Annotated in this window: 13 protein-coding genes; 6 read left to right on the top strand and 7 right to left on the bottom strand. The window is 34.0% G+C overall.

Features of this window, described 5'->3' with window-relative positions:
• Positions 1-136 precede the first annotated feature (136 nt).
• The 3 genes from HM992_RS02555 (at position 137) to HM992_RS02545 (ending at position 4269) form a co-directional block, all read left to right on the top strand.
• Positions 137-1453, top strand: a complete 1317-nt coding sequence (locus HM992_RS02555; protein WP_178986564.1) for a M16 family metallopeptidase — start codon at positions 137-139, stop codon at positions 1451-1453.
• A gap of 19 nt (positions 1454-1472) precedes the next feature.
• Complete coding sequence (locus tag HM992_RS02550; protein WP_179318609.1) at positions 1473-3551, top strand: insulinase family protein; 2079 nt, start codon at positions 1473-1475, stop codon at positions 3549-3551.
• A 202-nt stretch (positions 3552-3753) separates the two neighbouring features.
• Positions 3754-4269, top strand: a complete 516-nt coding sequence (locus HM992_RS02545; RefSeq protein WP_179318608.1) for a cation transporter — start codon at positions 3754-3756, stop codon at positions 4267-4269.
• 54 nt (positions 4270-4323) lie between these two features.
• On the opposite strand, the gene HM992_RS02540 is transcribed toward HM992_RS02545, so the two are convergent.
• The 3 genes from HM992_RS02540 to HM992_RS02530 all read right to left on the bottom strand — a co-directional run bounded on the left by HM992_RS02540 (position 4324) and on the right by HM992_RS02530 (position 9111).
• Entirely contained in the window at positions 4324-4695 is a 372-nt protein-coding gene (locus HM992_RS02540) for a hypothetical protein (protein ID WP_179318607.1), read from the bottom strand.
• Between the two features lie 71 nt (positions 4696-4766).
• The gene (locus HM992_RS02535) at positions 4767-6236 is read right to left on the bottom strand and encodes a DUF5689 domain-containing protein (protein WP_178986568.1); all 1470 of its coding nucleotides are present in this window, start codon (positions 6234-6236) and stop codon (positions 4767-4769) included.
• An 82-nt stretch (positions 6237-6318) separates the two neighbouring features.
• Complete coding sequence (locus HM992_RS02530; protein ID WP_179318606.1) at positions 6319-9111, bottom strand: carboxypeptidase regulatory-like domain-containing protein; 2793 nt, start codon at positions 9109-9111, stop codon at positions 6319-6321.
• A 137-nt stretch (positions 9112-9248) separates the two neighbouring features.
• Here HM992_RS02530 and HM992_RS02525 point away from each other — a divergent pair, with 137 nt between their 5' ends.
• Positions 9249-10301 carry an endonuclease/exonuclease/phosphatase family protein gene (locus tag HM992_RS02525; protein WP_179318605.1) on the top strand — a complete coding sequence of 351 codons (1053 nt, stop codon included), beginning with the start codon at positions 9249-9251 and terminating at the stop codon, positions 10299-10301.
• A gap of 78 nt (positions 10302-10379) precedes the next feature.
• On the opposite strand, the gene HM992_RS02520 is transcribed toward HM992_RS02525, so the two are convergent.
• Complete coding sequence (locus HM992_RS02520) at positions 10380-10820, bottom strand: hypothetical protein (protein WP_179321019.1); 441 nt, start codon at positions 10818-10820, stop codon at positions 10380-10382.
• A gap of 125 nt (positions 10821-10945) precedes the next feature.
• Complete coding sequence (locus HM992_RS02515; protein WP_179318604.1) at positions 10946-11143, bottom strand: hypothetical protein; 198 nt, start codon at positions 11141-11143, stop codon at positions 10946-10948.
• Positions 11144-11312: 169 nt separating this feature from the next.
• On the opposite strand from HM992_RS02515, the gene HM992_RS02510 reads away from it, so the two are divergent.
• Positions 11313-13565, top strand: a complete 2253-nt coding sequence (locus HM992_RS02510; protein WP_179318603.1) for a gliding motility-associated C-terminal domain-containing protein — start codon at positions 11313-11315, stop codon at positions 13563-13565.
• A gap of 40 nt (positions 13566-13605) precedes the next feature.
• On the opposite strand, the gene pbpC is transcribed toward HM992_RS02510, so the two are convergent.
• Positions 13606-15957 (bottom strand): penicillin-binding protein 1C, encoded by a 2352-nt coding sequence (pbpC, locus tag HM992_RS02505; RefSeq protein ID WP_179318602.1) that lies wholly within the window; start codon positions 15955-15957, stop codon positions 13606-13608.
• Between the two features lie 158 nt (positions 15958-16115).
• Between pbpC and HM992_RS02500 the strand changes: the two genes are divergently transcribed.
• Positions 16116-21953 carry an Ig-like domain-containing protein gene (locus HM992_RS02500; protein WP_229720430.1) on the top strand — a complete coding sequence of 1946 codons (5838 nt, stop codon included), beginning with the start codon at positions 16116-16118 and terminating at the stop codon, positions 21951-21953.
• Between the two features lie 50 nt (positions 21954-22003).
• On the opposite strand, the gene HM992_RS02495 is transcribed toward HM992_RS02500, so the two are convergent.
• Positions 22004-22855, bottom strand: coding sequence for an SH3 domain-containing protein (locus HM992_RS02495; RefSeq protein ID WP_179318601.1), 852 nt, complete (start codon positions 22853-22855; stop codon positions 22004-22006).
• Between the last annotated feature and the right edge of the window lie 116 nt (positions 22856-22971).

Genomic DNA, 22971 nt, shown 5'->3' with positions numbered 1-22971 from the left:
TAGATATAGGGGAATTTTCACACTTTATTATGTTAAAAGGAGAAATCATTGTTTATTTTTGTTGGGCTATTTTGTAACAATTTGCATTTAGTAATGACAAACAGTTAAACAATTTAAATTTAAAACACATTTAATAATGAAAAAAGGCTTATTTACTCTAGCTCTTTTGTTGTCGGTTGGATATATGTCAACAGCACAACAAGTAGAATTCGAAGAGTTTGATTTAGACAATGGATTACACGTAATTCTACATCAAGATAATACTGCACCAGTTGTTTCTACATCTGTAATGTATAATGTTGGTGGAAAAGATGGAGATAGAGAGCGTACAGGATTTGCACACTTTTTTGAGCATTTATTATTTGAAGGGTCAGAAAATATTGGTCGTGGAGAATTCATGAAAATTATACCAGCAAATGGAGGTACATTTAATGCTAATACGTCTCAAGATAGAACGTATTATTTTGAAGTATTCCCTTCTAATAAATTAGAGTTGGCTTTATGGTTAGAATCTGAGCGTATGTTACACCCAGTTATTGACCAAGTTGGTGTGGATACTCAAAACGAAGTTGTTAAAGAAGAAAAGCGTCAGCGTTCTGGTTCACCTTATGGTGGGTTGTTTGAAGCTTTAGGTACAAACCTTTTTAAAGTTCACCCTTATAAAGATCCAAATATTGGGTACATGGAGCATTTAGATGCTGCTACTTTAGAAGAGTTTAATGCTTATTTTGATAAATATTATGGTCCAAATAATGCCGTTTTAGTTATTGCTGGAGATATTGATATGGCTAAAACTAAAAAATTGGTTGCTGCTTATTTCAGTGAAGTGAAGAGTAGACCAGAGGTGGTAAGAAACTTCCCAAAAGAAGAACCTATTACGGAAACTATAAAAGCGCAAGCTTTTGACGAAAATATTCAAATTCCTGCCATTTTAGCAACGTATAGAACTCCAGGTTTTGCGAGTAGAGATTCTTATGTTTTAGATATGATTTCAACGTATTTAAGTGGAGGTAAAAGTTCAGTTTTATACAAGAAAATTGTTGATGAGCAAAAACAAGCATTGCAATTACAAGCTGTAAATATTCCACAAATGGATTATAATATATTTACAATTTTCGCTATCCCTTCAGGTGAAACTTCTTTAGATACCATTTTAGAAGAAATTGATGAAGAGATTGTTAAAATGCAAGATGAATTAATTGCAGAACGCGATTATCAAAAATTAATTAATCAATTTGAGAATCAATTTGTAAACGCTAATGCTAGTATTGTGGGTATCGCAGAATCTTTAGCGACAAATTATTTGTTAAAAGGAGATGTGAATTTAATCAATAAAGAAATTGATATATACAGATCAATTACAAGAGAAGAAATTCAAGCTGTAGCTAAAAAATATTTAAGTAAAAATCAGCGTGTTGAAATAGAATATTTACCAAAAAAAGATGATCAATAAGATGAAAACGACTTATATAATGAAAACAAAATTAACTGCATTTGCCTTATTGTTTTTTATAGCATTAGGTGTTAATGCTCAAATAGATAGATCAAAACAACCAAAAGCTGGTCCTGAGCCAGAAATTAGTTTAAAAACTCCAAGTGAATTTGAATTAAAGAATGGTTTAAAAGTATTGGTTGTTGAAAATCATAAATTGCCAAGAGTGTCTTACTCTTTACGTTTAGATAATAACCCTATTGCTTCTGGTGATAAAGCTGGTTTAGAAAGTTTACTCGGTAGTATGCTAGGAAATGGAACAACTTCTATTTCTAAAGATGACTTTAATGAAGAGATAGACTTTTTAGGAGCACGTTTAAGTTTTGGATTTAGTGGAGGCTATGCAAGTTCTTTATCTAAATATTCTGATCGTATTTTAGAGTTAATGGCAGATGCTGCTATCAATCCTTTATTAACTGAAGAAGAGTTTGAAAAAGAAAAAACGAAGCTTATTGAAAACCTAAAACAAGGCGAAAAAAGTATAGATGCTATTAGTGGTCGTGTAGGTGATGCTTTAGCATACGGAACTAAACATCCTTATGGTGAGTTTACTACTGAAGAGACTATTAACAATGTGTCATTTGGTGATGCCTTAGCGTTTTATGAGAAATATTTTAATCCTAATCATGCGTATTTAGTAGTTATAGGTGATGTTGAATTTAAAGCTGTTAAAAAGCAAATAGAAAAGCGTTTTTCTAAATGGGAAAAATCTGTTGATATAACAACAACACTTCCTAAAGTAAATCCTAATGCACAATACACGCAAATTAATTTTGTGGATTTACCAAGTGCATCACAATCTAGCATTACCATTATGAATAATGTTGATTTAAAGATGAATGATGAAGACTATCATGCGGCTTTAATCACAAACAATATTTTAGGTGGTGGTGGAGAAGGTTATTTATTTAAAAACCTTCGTGAAGAACATGGGTATACTTATGGTGCATACTCTAGCTTAAGAGCTAATAGATATGGAGCTGGTCGTTTTACGGCAACTGCTAAAGTAAGAGCTATGGTTACAGATAGTGCTGTAGTAGAAGCTTTAAAAGAAATTAACCGTATTAAAACAGAACCTGTAGATGCTCAATTACTAGCAGATGCAAAAGCAAAGTATGTTGGTAATTTTATAATGGGATTAGAAAGTCCTCAAACGGTTGCAAATTATGCACTGAATATAAAATTGAACGATTTACCGAAAGATTTCTATGCTACGTATTTACAGAAAATAAATGATGTGTCTACTGAAGATATTATGAGAGTTGCTAATAAGTATTTTAAGCCAGAAAATGCGAGAATACTTGTTGTAGGTAAAGGAAGTGATGTTTTAGAAAATCTTGAAAAAACAGGAATTCCTATTATGTATTACGATGCTTACGCAAACTCAGTTGAAAAGCCAGTATTCACTAAGCCATTACCAGCAGGTTTAACTGCTGATGCAGTTGTAAAAAATTATATTAAGGCCATTGGTGGTGAAGATAATTTAAGCAAGATTAATACACTTTTAGTTAATTCTGATGTAACTATTCAAGGAGCACCATTTAAGCCTAAAGCAACTATTAAGCAAATGGCACCAAACAAATCTTATATGGAGATTGTAGTTGAAGGCATGGGTGCTGTAATGCAACAAAGTTTTAATGGAGAGACTGGCTATATGGTTCAACAGGGTCAAAAATCGGTGATGGATGACAAAATGCTAGCTGCTAAGAAAGCTGAAAAAGGATTGTTCCCAGAATTGCATATGGAGGTTTCTAGCTTAGAGTTAGAAAGCATCATGACAATTGAAGGTGCTGACGTTTATAAAGTAAATGTAACAAATGGAGATGTAACGTCATACAGATATTACGATACTGAAACTGGGTACTTGTTAAGAACTGAAGAAACTGCTGAAATGGGTGGACAAACATTAACTACAACTACTGATTTTTCTAATTACAAGGAAGTTGGTGGTGTAATGTTACCTAACACTATGAAAATTGCAACTGGACCTCAAGTTTTATCTTTTGAAACTACAGAAGTTAAAATCAATGAAGGTGTTACAGATGCTGACTTTAACTAATCAGAATTAAATACATAAATATGAAAACCGAAGTGAAAGCTTCGGTTTTTTTATGCTTATCATTTTAGTTTAGAATTCGGTTTAGGAGATCGTGAAGATTTTATATAATAATCTTAAAAAGGAATCACAAAATTCGTTAATTGTCTCGTTAGAAACATCAATATTCATTAGATTTAACCAAAATTATTAATATCCTGAACTAATGAAGACATTAAAAACAATTAGTATGGTGGCAATTATGGCTTTGGTTTTTACCTCATGTAAAAATGAATCACAGCCAGAAGTTAAAACTGTAGATGTAGAAGTTACTAAAAAAGACGTGACTACAACATTAGATCCAAATGCAACTTATGCTAAAGTAGAGTTTGGTATCGATGGAATGACATGTGCCATGGGTTGTGCTAAAACAATCGAGAAGAAAATGGCTAAAATGGAAGGTGTGAAATCCGCTAAAGTTGATTTTGATAAGCGTTTAGCTATGGTAGAATATGATGAGGCAAAAGTTACACCACAATCTTTAGAAGAAGCTGTTGGTAAGGTTTCAGATACTTATAAGGTTAAAGATATGCATGCCGTTGATGATTTTGGATCTGAGAAGAAAGTGTGTAATGCAGATTGTAAAAAAGCCTGTTGTGCTAACAAAACAGAAGCTGAAAAAGTAGCTTGTAAAGCAGACTGTAAAAAAGAATGTTGTAGTAAAGAAGATAAAGCTGAGTAAATTCAGTAGAAATACATACTATTTAAAAACGCTATCCGGAAGGATGGCGTTTTTTTATTGGACTTGAAGTAGAATTAAAGCTATTGCAACGCATCCTATTGGTAAAAGCCATAACAAGTATATAGATGTATTGCGACGTTTGGATTTTACGTTAAGTATGTTTCTTTTCTTTCCATTATAGCGCATCCAATTTTTAAAGATTATAAAGAGCGCAATTAGCCCTAATAAGATCCAAAACTTGGTATTAGTCATTAAAGATATTTTCATTTGGCTTGCGAATGCTTTTAGAAAGGCACCCATTGCTAGGACAAAAGAGAACTCTAAAAAGCAAACATATAATAATGCTATATTGATACTTTTTTTGCCATAAGCTTTCTTATAATGATTGAATATGAAAATATAATTAGTGTCAGGAAGAGATGCCATATAAATAGTATTAAAAAAACAAAACCTGCTAATTATAAAATCAGCAGGTTTCTATAAAAAATTATGAATTTCTAGTTTTCACCTAAAATTTTAAAGTTATCTATTTCATATGTTCCATCGATATCTCCACTAGATGGGTAACCACCAATATATTTAAAGGCGATGTAACCAGCAGAACCAGAATAAGAACTTAAGTTGATTAATCCAGAATCGAACCAATCTTGGTAAAATTCATCATCACCAGCTATTATTGCAGGAATTGTTGTCCATGTAGCAGAAGCAACATTAGCAGTAGTACCATCCCAATCTGTAGATATTAATACTTCTAATTCACTATCATCAGAAAAACTATTTGATGATTGGAAGTTTAAAAACTCTATACCTTGTGCATCTAAATCAATAGCTGGGCTAATTAACCAAGCGATGTTTTCATCTGTACTAGAACCATAAGCACCCATAGAAGCAATAGTGTTTCCTGGTCCAGGGTTTCCTGTGTCCGTTGTTGTTAAAGCTCTCCAATTGTATGTGCCTACTTGAGCATAAGATGTCCATCCGTTACTTGATATTGCAGATCCTGTAGACATACCTTCAAAGTCTTCTTCAAAAAGTGTAGCAAAATCGTCTAAGTCTAATAAAGAACATCTAGGTCCTTCCATATCTACATCGTCAACAGAGTTTAATGCTAAAACATAGCTAGTAGCGTCAAATGTTTTGCTTACTACAGCTTTTATAGAACCGTTTCCTGTTGGAAGATCTTTAGCTTTAAAATCGGCAAAAGAACTAGTCTCTAATATAAAAGTATCATAACCGAAACCAGAACAAGATTGTAATGTTCTAGCAGTGTCATAAACTTCAATTGGGTCAAAATATTGTAATCCATTTAAGTTATCTGCAAATTCAATATTATCAACTTGAACAAACATACCAACGTGTTGGTCAGTGATTTCAGCAAACGTTAAATTTAAAGGTACAATTTCTTCAGTAGTTCCTGATCGTAAAATGTTTTCTGCAATTTGATTAAAGTTTAATGATGTAACCGTACCGCCATATTGGTCAAATTCTGGTTCACCACCAATAGTGTAAACTCCACTACCTGTACGTTCTTCACCAATATAAAGATCGGTTAGTTTAATGTAAACTTCTCTACCTTTATTAAATTGATTGTAATTAGATACTTGATCTAATATAACTTTCATAGCACTAGTTGGATTTTCTGAACTATTTTGAATGTATAATTCTTTGTAGAAATTTCCTGTTCTATCACTTGATGAAATATATCCTTTAATATAAACATCATTTTCTATTAAATATGGAATCGCGTCATCAGTATCTCCATCCTCATTAGGATCAGAGTTATATAATGCTTTAGCATAATCAAATGAAACTTCTGTTGCAGTATCTAATAATTCTTGAAGTGCATAATTTTCTTCATCTCCTAAGCTATTAGGAATTGTGTAATCGTCATCTTGTACACAAGATGTAACAGCAAATGATGCTATTAGGATTAAAATTAAGTTTAAAGATTTAATCGTTTTATTCATAACATTTTTATTTATAATTATAGAACTCATGAATGTTTCACATTTCATAATCGTAATATTATTTATTAATTTTTCTTTTTTTTTAGAATCTGACGTTTAAGTTAACAAAATAATTTGCACCACGACCATACCAATATTTAGAACCAAATCTAGGTGTGCCATCTGCATTATCCTCTTTTAACTCCGTGTAGTTAGCATTTCTACCTTGCTCAAAACCACCTGTTTTGTATATCTCGTCTAATAAGTTTCCAACACTTGCAAATAAACTAATGTAATACTGGTCTACTTTCCAAGATTTACCACCTACTAAGTTAACAACCATGTAGTCAGTAATCTTCTCTTGTTTCAATAACTCTGTTGCTAATTCCTCATCATAGTCATTAATAGGTAATCCGTCTGAAGCTAAATAAAAGTTCTCAGTTCTTGTTAATGCATTTACATCAATGTAAGCATTAGAAAAGAAGTTAGCTGTTGCACCAAACCACCAGAAATCAGGATCTCTATATTCAAAACCTATAGAAGCTGCTCTCTGAGGACCTCCTGCTAATTTGTAATCTTTTAGGTTTGCTTGTCCATAATCAATAGAACCAGAACCGTCTGCAGTTTCAAAACTTGCAGAAGTTAAATATAAATTAGGGTTATTACCGTATGTGTATTGACCGATAGAAGCTGCACCTTTTAATTTAATAGTTGGAGTTACTTGAGCTTCAATTCCTAATTCAACACCTAAATGATTTTTATCTATACCTGTTAAAACTTCTTGTACAAATGCAGAGGTATCATTATCTGCTATCTCATTTCCACCACTAATACCATCAGCATAATAGAAACCAACTTCATTGGCATCTTCGATTTTAGTATAGAAACCAGTTATTTTAGCATTTACAATTGGTGATCTAAATATGTAACTAGCATCAAAAGAAGTCACCGTTTCTTCACTTATGTTTCTTACAACACTATGATTCTCTCTAGAGTTAGAATAGGTGTTACGTAAATTAGGGGCTCTAGTTAAATAACCTCCGTTAACGTCGATTAAGTGTTTTCCAGATATTTTGTATGTTACACCAGCCTTACCACCTACACCTGTAAAAGAAAGTTCTTCTCCTTTTCCATATGATGTTGGTGCTTCAGGTCCAAAAGTTTGAGCTTCATCAAATCTGCTGTTTTCCCATAAACCTTCTCTTTGATATGTTGTACTAGTTATGCTACCAGAAACATAGAAGTCAAATTTATTATATTTAAACTGCCCTTGTGCATAAGCAGACAGTACATCAGCATATAAATTATAATTGTATCTGTACTTATCGCCTTCACCTACTAATCTATCACTATTTCGGTTATCGTATTGGTAACCATCAAAAGAATCTACATTTAACAAACCAACATCTGATCCTAATAAATCGATTACTTCACCAAAGTTTTCTGATTTTAAATTTTTATAATTAACAGCACCATTAATAATGATGTTGTCATTAATTTCAGACGTAAAAATAGAATTAACGGTTAATTGTTTGTCATCTGCTCTATCTTCATATAATGCGTACGCAGAACTCGTGTCACTTATGTTATTAGTAACGTTAGCGTCTATTATACGATTCCAATCTAATTGACCATCTTCTATAAACTCTTGCTCGGCTAAATAAGCTCTGTCAAGATCACCTCTCTGAACATGGTAACTAGGTAATAGTTGATAGTATGCTGCACTTGGATTAGCGCCACCACTATAATCTAATCTACTGTTTCCTTGTTTCCCAAATTGGTAACCAACATTAGTATTTAATCTTGTTTTAGAAGAAATGTCCCAATAGTGGTTTAACATAAAGATTGGCTCCTCAACTTCTTTAATTCGAGAGTTGCGTTGTTCACCATCTAAACTTCCCCAGTACTCATTATATTTAATCCCTTTCAGATCATAAATTTCTTGAGTGTTTGGAGATGACTTTCCTCTTCTGTTTGGTGTGTAAACAGAGGTAAAGTTAATACTGTGCTTTTCATTTATTTTCTTTTCTACAGAAGCGAAAAATGAATTAGAATCATATAAGGTTCCATCTACAAAACCTTCTTCTCCCCATCGTCTTCCTATCATAAGTGCGTAAGACCAGCCACCTTCTAATAAACCAGAGGCATAACTTGCCATGGCGCGATTTGTATAACTTCTATTAGAAGAAGAAAAAGTAACTCTACCACCTTTTCTGTATGAAGAAGCTCTAGTAATAATATTAGATGATCCTAAAACACCACCAAAATTGTAGTCTGAAGGTGTTAAACCAGTAGTTAATACTTGGTTACGCATCATGTCGTTTAATCCTCCCCAATTACTCCATTGCGGTCTCCCGTTGTAAAGTTTGTTCATTTCAATTCCGTTCATTAAAACAGAACCGTTTTCTGAATCTAAACCTCTTACCTTAAAGAATGAAGAACTAAATTCAAAAGCTGCTGTTCTTTGAAAAACATCTAATGAAGACGACAACAATCCTGAAATGTTATCAGCACCACTAGTGTCATCATTTAATTCGTCATCAGAAAGTGTGATTGTAAACATGTCTTGTACGTCTGATACATCGATGTCTAAAATCATGTCTGTAATGTCAACCGTTTTTCCTTCATTAACAATGATAGGATAGCGTTTTGTGACATAACCTTCTTTAGAAATTCTTAGAACTTGCTCGCCTAACGGTACATTATTAGAGAAAACAAATTCTCCAAAGCCGTTAGTTAAAGTTGTTTGTTGGGTTTCTTCAATTGTAATTGTGACATCTGGAATTGGTTCCGAAGATGCAGCATCTTTTACACTACCTTTAATAATAGTGCTTTGAGCCACCATAGTAAAAGAGGAAAGAATTCCAAGTAATAAAATAATTAAACTTTTTTTCATACCAAATTTTAATGTTAATTGTCTTTGTGCATTAAATAAAAGTTATTTAAGGCTCGCAAATTTACATTATTTATAATAAATATCTACTTTTGGCTTAAGTTTTGTAAAGTAATTAATGTTAATATAACATCCATTCAATGAAAAAATTAAAACACCCTCTATTAGTATTATTTATTTTGGTATTAATGAGTGCCAATGCTCAGGAAAAGAAAAAGTATAAAATACATACTGTAGCATTTTACAATTTAGAAAATTTATTTGACACTATCAATGATACGACTAAATATGATGAAGCAAGTCCTATTATGGAGTTGAATGAATCGCTTAGAGCAGAGGCTTATGTAAAAAAGCTTCATAATATGGCTAAAGTAGTAGCAGATATTGGTCATGATGACACAAAAAACACACCTGCTATTATTGGAGTTTCCGAAGTTGAAAACAGACAAGTTCTAGTAGATTTAGTTAACGAGCCAGAATTGCTAAAAAAGGATTATGGCATTATTCATTTTGATTCACCTGACAAAAGAGGGATTGATGTAGCACTACTGTATCAAAAAGCACTTTTTAAACCTATTGATACTAGCTCTCATGAGTTACTTATTTATGATGACTCAACAAGAGAACGTGTTTACACCAGAGATCAATTATTAGTAAGCGGTGAATTAGAAGGAGACTTAATTCATATTATTGTTAATCACTGGCCATCGCGAAGTGGAGGGGAAGCAAGAAGTAGATTTAAACGTGTTGCTGCTGGAAAATTGAACAAACGTATAATTGACTCTTTACAGTCAATAGATCCTTATGCTAAAGTATTTTCAATGGGTGATTTTAACGACAACCCTACAAATAATAGTATGAAAAAAGAATTGAAAACGGAAGCAGATAAGGAAGATGTAAAGTTAAAAGGTATCTATAATCCTTTTGAAAATCAATATAAGAAAATGGGCTTAGGCACAACAGGTTATAGAGATGCTTGGAGTTTGTTTGATATGATTTTGTTTACACAACCGTTATTGGAAAAAGATTATTCGTCATTTAGATTTTATAAAGCAGGTATTTTTAATAAGTCGTATTTAACGAACAAAGAAGGGCGTTATAAAGGCTACCCTTTGAGAATGATTGACGCAGGACTTTCAGGAGGCTATAGTGATCATTTTCCTGTTTATGTTTATTTAGTTAGAGAAGAATAATATATTAAGTGTTTATTAAATTAAAAAAGCGTCTAGAAGTTTATTTCTAGACGCTTTTTTTATGTTATAATTTGAAATTTAAAACCAAAGATTCCATGGAATCATATATAAAACGCAAGCTAAAGCCAATGTGTAAAAAATAGCCAATAGCTTAAATTTTGGCTTAGAGGTCAATTTCTTTTTGTGTTTTGAATACCCAATTGTAACTAAAGCAACAGCAATAATCATTGCGAATGGATGCTCTATAATTAGTTTTCTTAATCCTGAGTTTTTCATCACTTCTCCCATGCCACCAACTTGCTCAATTACTGAAAAATAATCCTTGGTGAAATACAATACAATACCAATTAGTAATTGAATGTGCATTGTAATTAATGCGAATAATGAAATTCTAAAATCTTTTGCGTCGAATTCCTTGTCACCAAAAAATTTAATAAGTGCGTTGAGTGTTGCTAGGACTAAAACTAATAAAACTAGATAAGCCCATTTTGAATGTATAAACTGAAGAGTTTCCATAATTAAAATTTATTTACGGTTGTAAAAATACACATTAGAACTTTTATGTATCAATTATATCTATTGAATTATTTTGTTAAAAAGAATAAATTAAATACGGTAAAGTTGCTGTTTTAGATTGTGACTGCTTATCTGAAGATTATTATTGGAGCGACGGAATCATAAAATCTATATGGTGTAAAGATGATGGCTCCAAATTTATGTGTTTGGTTGGCTAATTTTGAATGGCCTCGAATACGAAAATATAAATTATGGTGTGGTTGGGTTTGTGAATGTTTAAAATTACTAATTATAATGGTGTTTAAATTAGGGATATCGTTATTCATTTGCGAATATTTTAGTAATAGCTCAATTATTTATCTTAAAACACCTATTCTCGACTTATGATACCTATACATGAACTATACAAAGGCCATTTTCACAATTATTACTCGATCTTATTTCTATATTTGAGCGTATACAATAATCTCTAATTTAACTAAATAAACAATTTTTATGAACGCAATAAAAAATCCCTCCGGTATTAAAGTAATCTTATTTTGTTGTGTTTTTTTCTTCTCAATACAAGTACGTGCTCAATTAGGTTTTTGCTCAGGAAACTCAGGTGATCCTATTTTTTCTGAAAATTTTGGAACAGGAACAGTAAACTCAGTACTTCCAGATGGCACTACAACGTATTATTATACAGATGGATTTCCTGATGATGGATTTTATACACTTGGTAATGGGTCTTTTGGGAATGGTTTTGATTGGCATGAAGTTGAAGATCATACACCTGGTGATACAGACGGGAAATTTTTAATGGTAAATGCAGGCTTTTCTGCTGGTGAATTTTATAGAACAACAATTTCAGGATTATGTGAAACGACAACTTATGAGTTCTCAGCGTGGTTGTTTAATTTAGTTAAGATTCCTGGGTTTTGTCATGATTTAGGTATTGAAATTCCATTTAATGTTAGTTTTCAAATTTGGGATAGTACCGATACTAATTTGCTTGCAAGTGGAGATACAGGTGATGTTTATGGTACGCCAGATCCAGTATGGGAACAATATGGTTTAGTGTTTCAAACGTTAGCAAATCAACATGAAGTCATTCTTAAAATGATAAACAATGGAGATGGTGGTTGTGGAAATGATTTAGCCATTGATGATATTGCGTTTAAAGCTTGTGGAGATTTTGTAGCAGTAACAGATGAACAAAATAATACGTCTGCTGATATTTGTAATAGTGATATGCCATATTCATTAACCTTAACAGCGACACCAGATTTTGCGGTATTTTCTTCTCATTTTTATCAATGGCAGGAAAGTAGTGATGGTATTACATGGACTGATATTGCAGGTGAAACAGATCAAACCCTTGAGGTTTCAGTAGCATCTTCTTCATTTTACAGAACAAAGATAGCAGAGGTGGCGACTAATTTAGATAATGATCAATGTATATTGTTGTCTGATGTTTTTGAAATTTCGGTAAATGCGAATCCTGATGCACCTATAAGCAGTGGTGATATGCCTTTTATTTGTAACATTAGCGAGGCGTTACTGTCAGTAACGGTACCGTCTAATATGGAAGTAAATTGGTATGATAATGCTGTAGGTGGTAATCTTTTACAAGCCGATAATCTTAGTTATACAGCAACAGCCTTAGGAACATATTACGCTGAAGCGGTAGATCTCACTACAGGTTGTATTTCCACAACCAGAACGGCTGTAAGTGCTATTAGTGAATTGCCATCATCACCTGTTAGTAATGGAGATGTAGATTTTAATTGTAGTCTTGAAGAAGCTATTTTATCAGTCTCAGTGCCGTCTGGTGTTACTGTAAATTGGTACGATAATGCTGTGGGAGGAAATCTTTTACAAGCGGATAGTTTTACATATACAGCAACAACGTTAGGAACTTATTATGCTGAAGCGGTTGATGATACAACAGGTTGTGTTTCTGCATCTAGAACAGCTGTAAGTGCCGTTAGTGCTTTGCCTGCAGCACCGATTAGTAATGGAGATATCGATTTTAATTGTGATTTTAATGAAGCTCTTTTATCTGTTTCTGCTCCATCAGGAGTAACTGTAAATTGGTACGATTCTGCTTCTGGAGGGATTCTTTTATTAAGTAATAGTCTTAATTATACGGTTTCTTTAGAAGGTACTTATTATGCAGAAACTATTGATGATATTACAGGTTGTGTGTCGAGCACTAGAGCAGCAGTGAGCACAAGCATATTTGCACCAAATGAACCAATGAGTGACGGAGATGTGGATTATGATTGTGCAATTAACGGAGCTATATTGTCAGTTAGTGTACCATCAGGTGTCATTGTAAATTGGTACAGCTCAGAAACAAGTAGTGACATATTACTTGCAAATAGTACAACGTTTACAGTAAGTGATCAAGAAGTATATTATGCCGAAGCAGTTAACGAACTTACAGGGTGTACTTCAGATTTTAGAACTTCAGTTAGTATTTCTCTAGACTCGGGACCTCAAGATTGTTTTATACCTCAAGGGATATCTCCAGGAGTATCGCCTGGCCAAAACGATAATTTTGATCTCAGTAACTTTGATGTGACTAAGTTAGAGATCTTTAACCGTTATGGTACGCTAGTATATTCAAAAAACAACTATAGTGACGAATGGGAAGGCCAAAGCAACAATGGGGATGAATTACCTGTAGGGACTTATTTCTATACCATGGTTTATGATGGTGGTGCAAAAACGCAAAGTAGTTGGGTCTATATTAATAGATAATGAAATCTCGTATTACAATTTTATAATAGGTTTTTAAATATTATTCTGAAATTGTAATGCGGTGTTTTAGTTCATTTCCTAGTTCGTCTATAACCGTTATGTTGTGTTTTCCAGGTGAAGGCAAAACGGCCATATCATGAATATCTTTTGTGTTTCCAATGTAGTGTTCATCAATATACCAATACAATTCTAATTCAGGTTTAGAATGGGCTACTTTTAGAATTAATTCATTGGTTTTACCATCAAATCCTTTGGGTAAATAGATAGTGCTTTGTTGGTTAGGATAAATGAATTCCATAGAAATTCCGGATGATTCTATACAATCTGATCTAAAAGGTGGTAATACTTTATAATAAGGGTTTTTAGTTTTATAATAATAGGCTTGTAAAGGAGGAAGTACAAACCAAGACGTATTAGTAATGTTTGAAACCGCTTCACAAGATGAATTTACCTGATAACGTTCCGAAGCATCCAAATGCACGAGTTTATGAAACGGACAAGGTCCGGTTTTCTTGCCACTAGCTTGAATATATTTCATTTCTGTAACATCACAAACCGAAGATGCTCTATAGCCACTTTTTTCACAGATACTAACCTCAAGCATTTCGTCGTAGGGTTTAGCAAACCAATCACTTTTTGGTAATAAATCAAAAATATCGAATAGTATAGGTGCTGCAGTTTGCACACCAACTAAGCCTGGTCGTCCTTCTCCATCAGCATTACCTACCCAAACTCCAACTACATAATCTTGTGTAGTGCCAATGGCCCATGCATCTCTAAACCCAAAACTCGTTCCGGTTTTCCATGCAATGTCTTGTGAAGAATCATAGTATTCCCAACTTTCATCACTTTCTGGTCGGTTCACTTGCTTCATGCTTTCAAAAGTTAGAAAGATGGAAGCCGCATCAAAAACTTCTTTTTCGGACGTAAGTTTTCCGAAGTTCATAGTTTGATTAAAATTATAAATCGGTTGGCAAAATTCATTTGTAAAATACTGACTAGAATTTGAATTAAAATGATTTAAAGTCGACGCCATTGCAGCATAACTTTTACATAAATCCCATAGGTTACTTTCTGCACCTCCCAGCACTAAAGACAATCCGTAATGATTGGCATTGTATTTTAAATCTTTAAGCTGAAGTGCTTTGAGGTAATGATAAAATCGGTCGAGCCCAAATTCTTGGAGCATACGAACCATAGGTACATTCAATGAGCGTGATAAGGCCTCATTAGCATGTACTGCTCCGTCGTAAGTTTGGTTGTAATTCTCAGGTTGATAACTACCAAATTGTGTGGGCACATCTGCAACCAATGTGTTGGGTAATAAATCGCCAGCATCAAGCATAGCAGCATATAAGAAGGGTTTTAAAATACTCCCAGTGCTTCTAGGTTTGTCAATAATATCGACACTATTTTGATGGGTTTTATCTGTTGGTGAATTTCCAATATAAGTCAGTACTTCTCTTGTTTTGACATCTAAAACTAAAACGGAAAGATTATGAATTTCATTTTGCTTTAATAAATTATGATGTTGTTTTACGATTGCGTTAGCTTGTTCTTGTAAATCGATTTTTATGCTGGTTTTTACGCGTTCTCCTTTATGTGTTCTGGCTATTTTTTGTAATAAATGTGGAGCTATTTGAGGTAGTGGATATGGTTTTTGAGGTAGACCTTCAGCGATAGATAACTCATAAGTTAACTTATCTATAGTTTCATTGTCATAGAGTTTTTTCAACAAGCGATTACGCTTATCTAACAATAGTTTCTGATTTTTACCAGGATAAATTAAACTTGGGGCGTTTGGTAAGACCGCTAAAGTGGCACTTTCTGCCCAAGATAAATTTGAAGCATTTCGATTAAAATATCTCCAAGATGCGGCGTCAATACCTACTACATTGCCACCAAAAGGAGCATAGCTAGCGTAAAGATTTAAAATGTTGTCTTTAGATAATCTAAATTCTAAACGTGTCGCCAGAATAAGTTCTTTAAATTTTTCAAAATAGGTGCGTGGTTGTCCTTGTCGAGATAATCGAATGACTTGTTGGGTTAGTGTACTCCCTCCACGTTTAACTTCACCAGAACTTAAATTACTTTTTAAAGCTTTAAAAATTGAAATTGGATTAAACCCAGGATGTTTGTAAAAATATTCATCTTCAAACTGAATTATACAAATTTTAAATTTTTCTGGAACACTATCGTTTGCCGGAAATCTCCATTGACCATCTTCTGCAATTAATGCTCCTAGAAGTTCATTTGAACGACTTGAAATAACTGTTGCTGTCGGATCTTTAAATAATTGTTTGGGCAAACACAAATAATAGGCTATTAAAAGCACTATAATCACCAAAGATTTAATTCTATTGCGTTTAAAAAAATTAAATGACCTATACATAGACTATACAAATGCGTTTTTCGCAGTTTTAACCCTTAAAATTGAGGATTATTGAACAAACTTATCTATATATTTGAAACGTGCGAAACAATTTATTATTTATTAAGATAGTCATAATTTTTTGTATTTCTTTTTTTACAAACGGAATACATGCTCAATTGGGATTCTGTACAGGAAACTCTGGTGACCCAATATTCACAGAAGATTTTGGAACAGGTACAAGTTATACTCCGCAATTACCTGTGGGTACAACGACTTATACATTTGTAGGGTTTCCTGGACCTCAGGATGGTCAATATACTATAGGACCGCAAACATCTCATTATGGTTGGAGTATGCCAAGTGATCATACCGATGATGTAAACGGAAAAGCATTAATTGTAAATGCAAGTTTTACTACAGGAGAATTTTATACCACATCTATAGATGGATTGTGTGAAAATACAACATACGAATTTTCTTCATGGTTAATGAACATATTACCGCTTTCTGGCTGTGGTGGTAATGGAATTCCTGTAAATGTACAGTTTGAAATTTGGGATGATACCGATACTAATTTATTAGCTTCAGGTGATACAGGTAATATATATAGTTCTTCAGTACCAACTTGGGAGCAGTATGGATTGGTATTTCAAACGTTACCAGGTCAGACGTCTGTAATTCTTAAAATGATTAATAATGGTGCTGGTGGTTGTGGTAATGATTTAGCTATTGATGATATTGTATTTAAAAGTTGTGGGGATTTAATTGCTGTAGAGGATACTAGTAATAATAATTCGGCTTTTATTTGTAATTCGGAAACACCGTATTCAGATATTCTTACAGCAATACCAGATTTTACAGTATTTAGTGATCATTTTTACCAATGGCAAGTCAGTTCTGATGGTGAAAGTTGGACTGATGTTACCGGTGAAACGAATGCTTCTATTTCTATCTCAGGAATTACAACGAAAACTTATTACAGAACTAAAGTTGCAGAATTTGCAGCCAATTTAGATAATTCTGATTGTATTACATTTTCAGATGTATATGAAGTAACTATTAATCCAAATCCTGTAGCTCCTATTAGTAATGGAGATATTGATTTTGATTGTATTAGTAACCAAGCAACGTTATCTGTCGCACCGGTAAGTGGAATAAATATTAATTGGTTTGATGCAGCCGTTGGCGGTACTTTGGTACAATCAAATTCTGAAACCTATACAGCAACCGCGCCAGGAATTTACTATGCGGAAGCTGTTGATATAGTTACAGGATGTACGTCCACAACAAGAGTAGCGGTTAATGCTTCTGGCGCGACTTTTCCAGCGACTCCAATTAGTGATGGAGATGTTGATTTTAATTGTATAACGAATGATGCCACGCTTTCCGTCACAGTGTCTAATTTGATGGTTGTAAATTGGTATGATGCAGCTACGGGTGGTACTTTATTACAATCAGATAGTGTTACATATGTTGCCACAGCGGAAGGAACATATTATGCCGAGGCTGTCAATACAGTAACGGGTTGTGTGTCCTTAACTAGGGTTGGTGTTACGACATCTACTGTTTTGCCAGATGCACCTGTTAGTGATGGTGATGCAGATTCAGGTTGCAATTCTAACGAAGCAACTTTGTCTGTAACAGTGCCTAGCGGAATTACAGTAGATTGGTTTGATGCAGCAACTGCTGGAAACTTATTACAATCTAATAGTACAAGTTTAGTTGTTAATGCATCAGGAACCTATTATGCTCAAGCTGCAAATTCAGTTACAGGTTGTGTTTCAGCTACTCGAGTTGCGGTTAATGGAGAGATTTTAACGCAAGATGATGCTACTTTTAGTGTCATACCAACTTGCGACGGAGCTACTGTATCTATTTCAGGAACTTCAGGTGGAACGTTTGTTTTTAATCCTGTTCCTTCAGATGGAGCAACGATAGATTCTGCAACAGGAACAGTGACTAATGGAGCATCAGGTGCAAGTTATACGATAGAATATACAACATCAGGAGGATGTCCTGACACAAGTGTAGAAACCTTCAATGTCATAACTGCTGATAATGCTTCATTTTCAATATCACCAACATGTGATGGAGGAGTATCAGCGATTACAGGAGATGCAGGTGGTAGTTTTTCATTTAATCCAGTTCCAGCGGATGGAGCTTCTGTTGACGCAAACACAGGTCTTATAACTGGAGGTGCCTCAGATGCAACCTATACGATTGAATATACTACAATTGGTACTTGTCCTACAACAAGTTCACAATCTGTAACTGTTTATACAGAAGTGACACTTATTAGTCCTACTCCATTAGAAGTTTGTGACGATGGTACACCAGATGGTTTAACAGCAATAGATTTAAGTTTAAAAAATGCAGAAATCACAGGAAGCAATCCTAACTATTCTATAAGTTATTATGAGACGTTAGTAGAAGCTGAAGCTGAAACAAATGTATTGCCAATGCTTTATACAAATACTAGCAACGGTCAAATTATCTTTGCAAAAGTTAAGGATGTCAATACAGGTTGCTATGCAATTACAACTTTAGAATTATTAGTGCAACAAGCACCAATTGCAAATACACCACAAGCTTTAATATATTGTGATCCGGATAATGATGGTTATGGTTTGTTTACGCTTACGGATGTAAATGATGAAATCACTGGAGGTGCTACTTCAGGACTAACAGTAACGTATCACGAGACACAGACTAATGCTGATATTGGGGTGGATGCTATAGACACTACGGTAAGCTATAATAATATTGTGCAAAATGCTCAAATCCTTTATGTAAGAGTAGAAAGTTCAACTATAGCTACAGACTGTGCGACTATAATTTTGTTAGAGTTAATCGTTGAGCCAACACCACAGCTCATTGATCCTACACCATTAGAGGAATGTGACGATATATCTGCTGACGGTTATGCTACTTTTGATTTAACAAGCAAATCAGATGAGATCTTAAATGGTCAAGACTCAACGCAATATGTCCTTAGCTATTTTGATACAGAGGCAAATGCAATAGATAACACTAGTCCAATAGTAAATCCATTAGCCTACATCAATACAGACGATTTTAGCCAAATCATATGGATACGTGTTGAAGATAATTCAACCATAGAAGGCTGTTATAAACTAGTAAGCTTAGAGTTAATTGTAAACCCATTACCAGTTTTAGTTACACCAGCACCATTAGAGCTATGCGATGTTAATAATCCAGGAGACGAGCAAGAAGGCTTTACCTTAGAAGACGCCAATGACGATATACTAAACGGTCAAACGGGCATTACGCTAACGCATTATGAGACGCAATTGGATGCAGATAATTCGACTAACCCAATTTTTAGTCCATATGTAAATACAAGCAATGCGCAAACTATTTTTGTAAGAGCAGAAAACGATATTACAGGCTGTTATAATACTGTTACAATTACCCTTAGAGTAAATCCTATTCCATCACCAGAACCCAATCCAACACCAATTGAAGTTTGTGATGTTGATAATGATGGATTTGCTCAGTTTGATTTAGAAATACGTACCATTGAAATTACAAATGGTGAATTAGATATTGCAATTACTTATCATGAAACACAGAGTGATGCAGAAACAGGAAGTAATGCCATTATAGGTTTATATACAAATATTGTAGCCAGCAATCAAACCATTTATGTGCGTTCAGAGAACATCTTAACAGAATGTTATAGTCTTACACAGCATACGCTTCAACTTATTGTAAATCCAGCACCACAAGTACCAACAGTTATAGAATCCTATGTTATATGTGATAGTGATGACGATGGTTTCGCACAGTTTGATCTCACCACAAAGGATGAAGAAATACTTAATGGTCAAGATGCATTAGCAGTCGATTTAACCTATCATATAAGTGCTGCAAATGCGGAAACAGGAGATAATCCTATTATTAATGTGAACAATTATATCAATAATGGTAATCCGCAAATTATTTATGTGCGTCTCTTTGACCCAATAACAGAGTGTTATGACACAGGTCAGTTTGATCTGATGGTTTCATTACCACCAGTAGCAATACAACCAACGCAATTGAGTGAGTGTGATGGTTTAGGAGAAGTACCAGGGGATGAATATACCGTATTTGATCTTACAGTTAAAAACTCAGAAATTACAGGTGGCAACGGAAGCTGGTCAGTGGACTACTACGAGACTAATGCAGATGCGCAAGCTCAAGATAATGCCATACCAGATCCAACGCAGTACACGAATACTGAAATAAACGGTCAGAGTGCTAACCCACAAACCTTATTTGCAGTGGTTACAGACACTAATACAGGTTGTGTGGACATGGTAACTTTAACCCTTAGAGTATTGCCTAATCCTACACCAACCCCAAGTGATTTATTGCCAAATATAGAGTTGTGTGATGATCTTAATACAGGTGATGGATTAGAAGTATTTGATTTAACGGTTAATGAAACTTTAATCCGAAATGGGGAATTAGGAGTCACCATAAGCTACTACGAAACACAGTACAATGCAGATTTAGATATTGACCCAATTCCAGATCCAACACAATACACTAATATAGATACCCCTGAGCAAGAGATTTATGTAAGGATGACTAAAGTTGCTACAGGCTGTTATGCACTAGTGGATTTTACAATTGTAGTGCTTCCATTACCAGAAGTAGTAGCTGTAACAGACTTTATACAATGTGAATTATTCACCGATGGATTTGATAATTTTGACTTAACAACGAAAGACGATGAAGTCTTAAACGGTCAAGATTCAACACATTTTGTGGTAAGTTACCATGAAAATCTTGCAGATGCGGAAGCAGGAATTAACGGCATTACAAGTTCATATACCAATCTTAGTAACCCGCAACAAATCTTTGTAACGATCACCAACACGATTACAGGGTGTTCTATCAGTACACAAAGTTTTAATATCGAAGTCCAAGAAGCAGCACAAGCCAATCCAAATATGGTGCCTATAATTTACGAAACATGTGATGACAACATGGAAACCGATGGTGATACTACCAATGATAGTGCGCAATTTGATTTAACCACAAGAGATGCTGAAGTCTTAGATGGCCAAGATCCACTGAATTATATCGTGACGTATTTCGCGACACAAGAAGAGGCGGACTTAAATGTAAATCCATTACCAACATTGTATGAAAATAGCGTTAATCCACAGGTGATTTATGCAAGGGTAGATAATGACACACAAGATACAATAGGAAATGACTCATCAATCTGTTATGAAGTGGCCGCAATGACTTTACAAGTAAATCCATTACCGGAATTTAATTTAGAAGAGAATTATACACTGTGTTTAAATACGAATGGAACAGAAATATTAGAACCATTAGTAATTGATACAGGTTTGTCTATAGCAGACTATAGTTTTGCATGGACATTTGAAGGTGTATTGCTAAGCGAAACTAGCTCTAGTATTATGCCAACACAAGGAGGAAATTATGAGGTATACATCACGAATTTAGTAACCGGTTGTGAAAATGACGATTCAACATTGGTCATAGAAAGTGAACCACCAAGCTTAAGTGTAGAGCGATTAACCCAAGCCTTTGCAGATAATCATGTTTTAGAAGCTGTAGCTATAGGAATAGGAGATTACGAATACAGTTTAGACGGAGGGCCTTGGCAAGATGAAGGGACTTTTACAGACGTATCTTCAGGAGACCATGAGATCACAGCAAGAGATAAGAATGGCTGTGGATTAACAGTAACAACAACGTTTATTATTGATTATCCATTGTATTTTACTCCTAACGGAGATGGTAATAATGAGACTTGGAACGTTGAAGGTATTGGAAGTACTGCTAAAATTTACATATTTGACCGTTACGGCAAGTTATTAAAGCAAATCAGTCCAGATGGTGAGGGTTGGAATGGTACTTATAATGGAAATGCATTGCCAACAGGAGGCTATTGGTTTACGGTAGAGTACGATGAGCCTAGTAGTGGTATTCGTAAGGAATTTAGATCGCATTTTACTTTAAAGCGATAAAGTAAATTAAACCTGACAGGTTTTTGAAACCTGTCAGGTTTAATTTCAATTTAGCAGCCTTTAGGCATATCAAATTCAATTATTTTTTCTGTAATATTATCTTCAAAATCGGTGAGTATAAACTTTAAAAACACACGATTTGTGGCAACTCCAACAGGTTGATCTTTTCGATTCTTAATGGTTTTAAAGTAGTCTAACCAATCTGATCCACATTGGTCTATAACCTCTGTTTTTAAATCTTCAATCGACGTATCAATAAAGTGCTTCCAATCGTTTTCTGTATACGCTAAAGTTTCAAACGTATTAGATCTATTTTGTTTTAATGGTTTCCATTCCGAATCAAAATGTTTCCAATCCTTGGAGTCGCATTGCGCATCTGCACTCATAAATGAAATGCTGTTTTCGTAACGTTGAAAAATACTCACATGCTTATAATCATTATCAACTAAAACAATTTGTTTTCTTTCAGGTGAAGCTCCAAGATCCACATTAATTGTAATGGAATCTTGTTGTTTAAGATTGTGCGTTCTTTTATAGTCGCTAGTAGCTAAATTCTTAATTTCAACATTCAATTTGTCTAAATCCAATCTAATGGTTTTAGAAATTTTTGTTGAAGATAAATAGCCATTAAACACATAGCCAATATGGTTTCGGGTTTCAACTTTTACCCATTCGCCGCTGACTTTTTTACCTCCATCTACTACAACGAGTTCTTTATTTGTGTTCTCTATAACTCCAATGGCTTCACCATAGGATAATTTACTCAATAGTTTTGCACTAATGTCTGGTTGGTCTCTAAGAGATAATCCACTTTCTGCGGCAACATATGCCGTTTGTTGAGCTGTTACTACTGTTACACTTAGTAACATTACAATCGCTAAAATCTGTTTTAAATTGTTCATAATTTTTTGTTTTTGGGTTAAACATTATTAGCGGTTTTTTGATACCATTTACACTTTGTATTTATTCGGTAAAAATGTTCTTTTTTGCACTACACTTTGTTATAAAAATAAACCAT

Source organism: Winogradskyella helgolandensis (assembly GCF_013404085.1).
In the GTDB taxonomy this organism is placed as follows: domain Bacteria; phylum Bacteroidota; class Bacteroidia; order Flavobacteriales; family Flavobacteriaceae; genus Winogradskyella; species Winogradskyella helgolandensis.
Note: the sequence above shows the minus strand (reverse complement) of the source record. Positions and strands in the feature narration are given on the sequence as shown.

Coding starts and splice junctions, on each gene's coding strand:
- HM992_RS02535 (WP_178986568.1), bottom strand. CDS start 6,236: ATGAATAAAACGATTAAATCTTTAAACTTAATTTTAATCCTAATAGCA.
- HM992_RS02550 (WP_179318609.1), top strand. CDS start 1,473: ATGAAAACAAAATTAACTGCATTTGCCTTATTGTTTTTTATAGCATTA.
- HM992_RS02525 (WP_179318605.1), top strand. CDS start 9,249: ATGAAAAAATTAAAACACCCTCTATTAGTATTATTTATTTTGGTATTA.
- HM992_RS02515 (WP_179318604.1), bottom strand. CDS start 11,143: ATGAATAACGATATCCCTAATTTAAACACCATTATAATTAGTAATTTT.
- pbpC (WP_179318602.1), bottom strand. CDS start 15,957: ATGTATAGGTCATTTAATTTTTTTAAACGCAATAGAATTAAATCTTTG.
- HM992_RS02530 (WP_179318606.1), bottom strand. CDS start 9,111: ATGAAAAAAAGTTTAATTATTTTATTACTTGGAATTCTTTCCTCTTTT.
- HM992_RS02545 (WP_179318608.1), top strand. CDS start 3,754: ATGAAGACATTAAAAACAATTAGTATGGTGGCAATTATGGCTTTGGTT.
- HM992_RS02510 (WP_179318603.1), top strand. CDS start 11,313: ATGAACGCAATAAAAAATCCCTCCGGTATTAAAGTAATCTTATTTTGT.
- HM992_RS02495 (WP_179318601.1), bottom strand. CDS start 22,855: ATGAACAATTTAAAACAGATTTTAGCGATTGTAATGTTACTAAGTGTA.
- HM992_RS02540 (WP_179318607.1), bottom strand. CDS start 4,695: ATGGCATCTCTTCCTGACACTAATTATATTTTCATATTCAATCATTAT.
- HM992_RS02555 (WP_178986564.1), top strand. CDS start 137: ATGAAAAAAGGCTTATTTACTCTAGCTCTTTTGTTGTCGGTTGGATAT.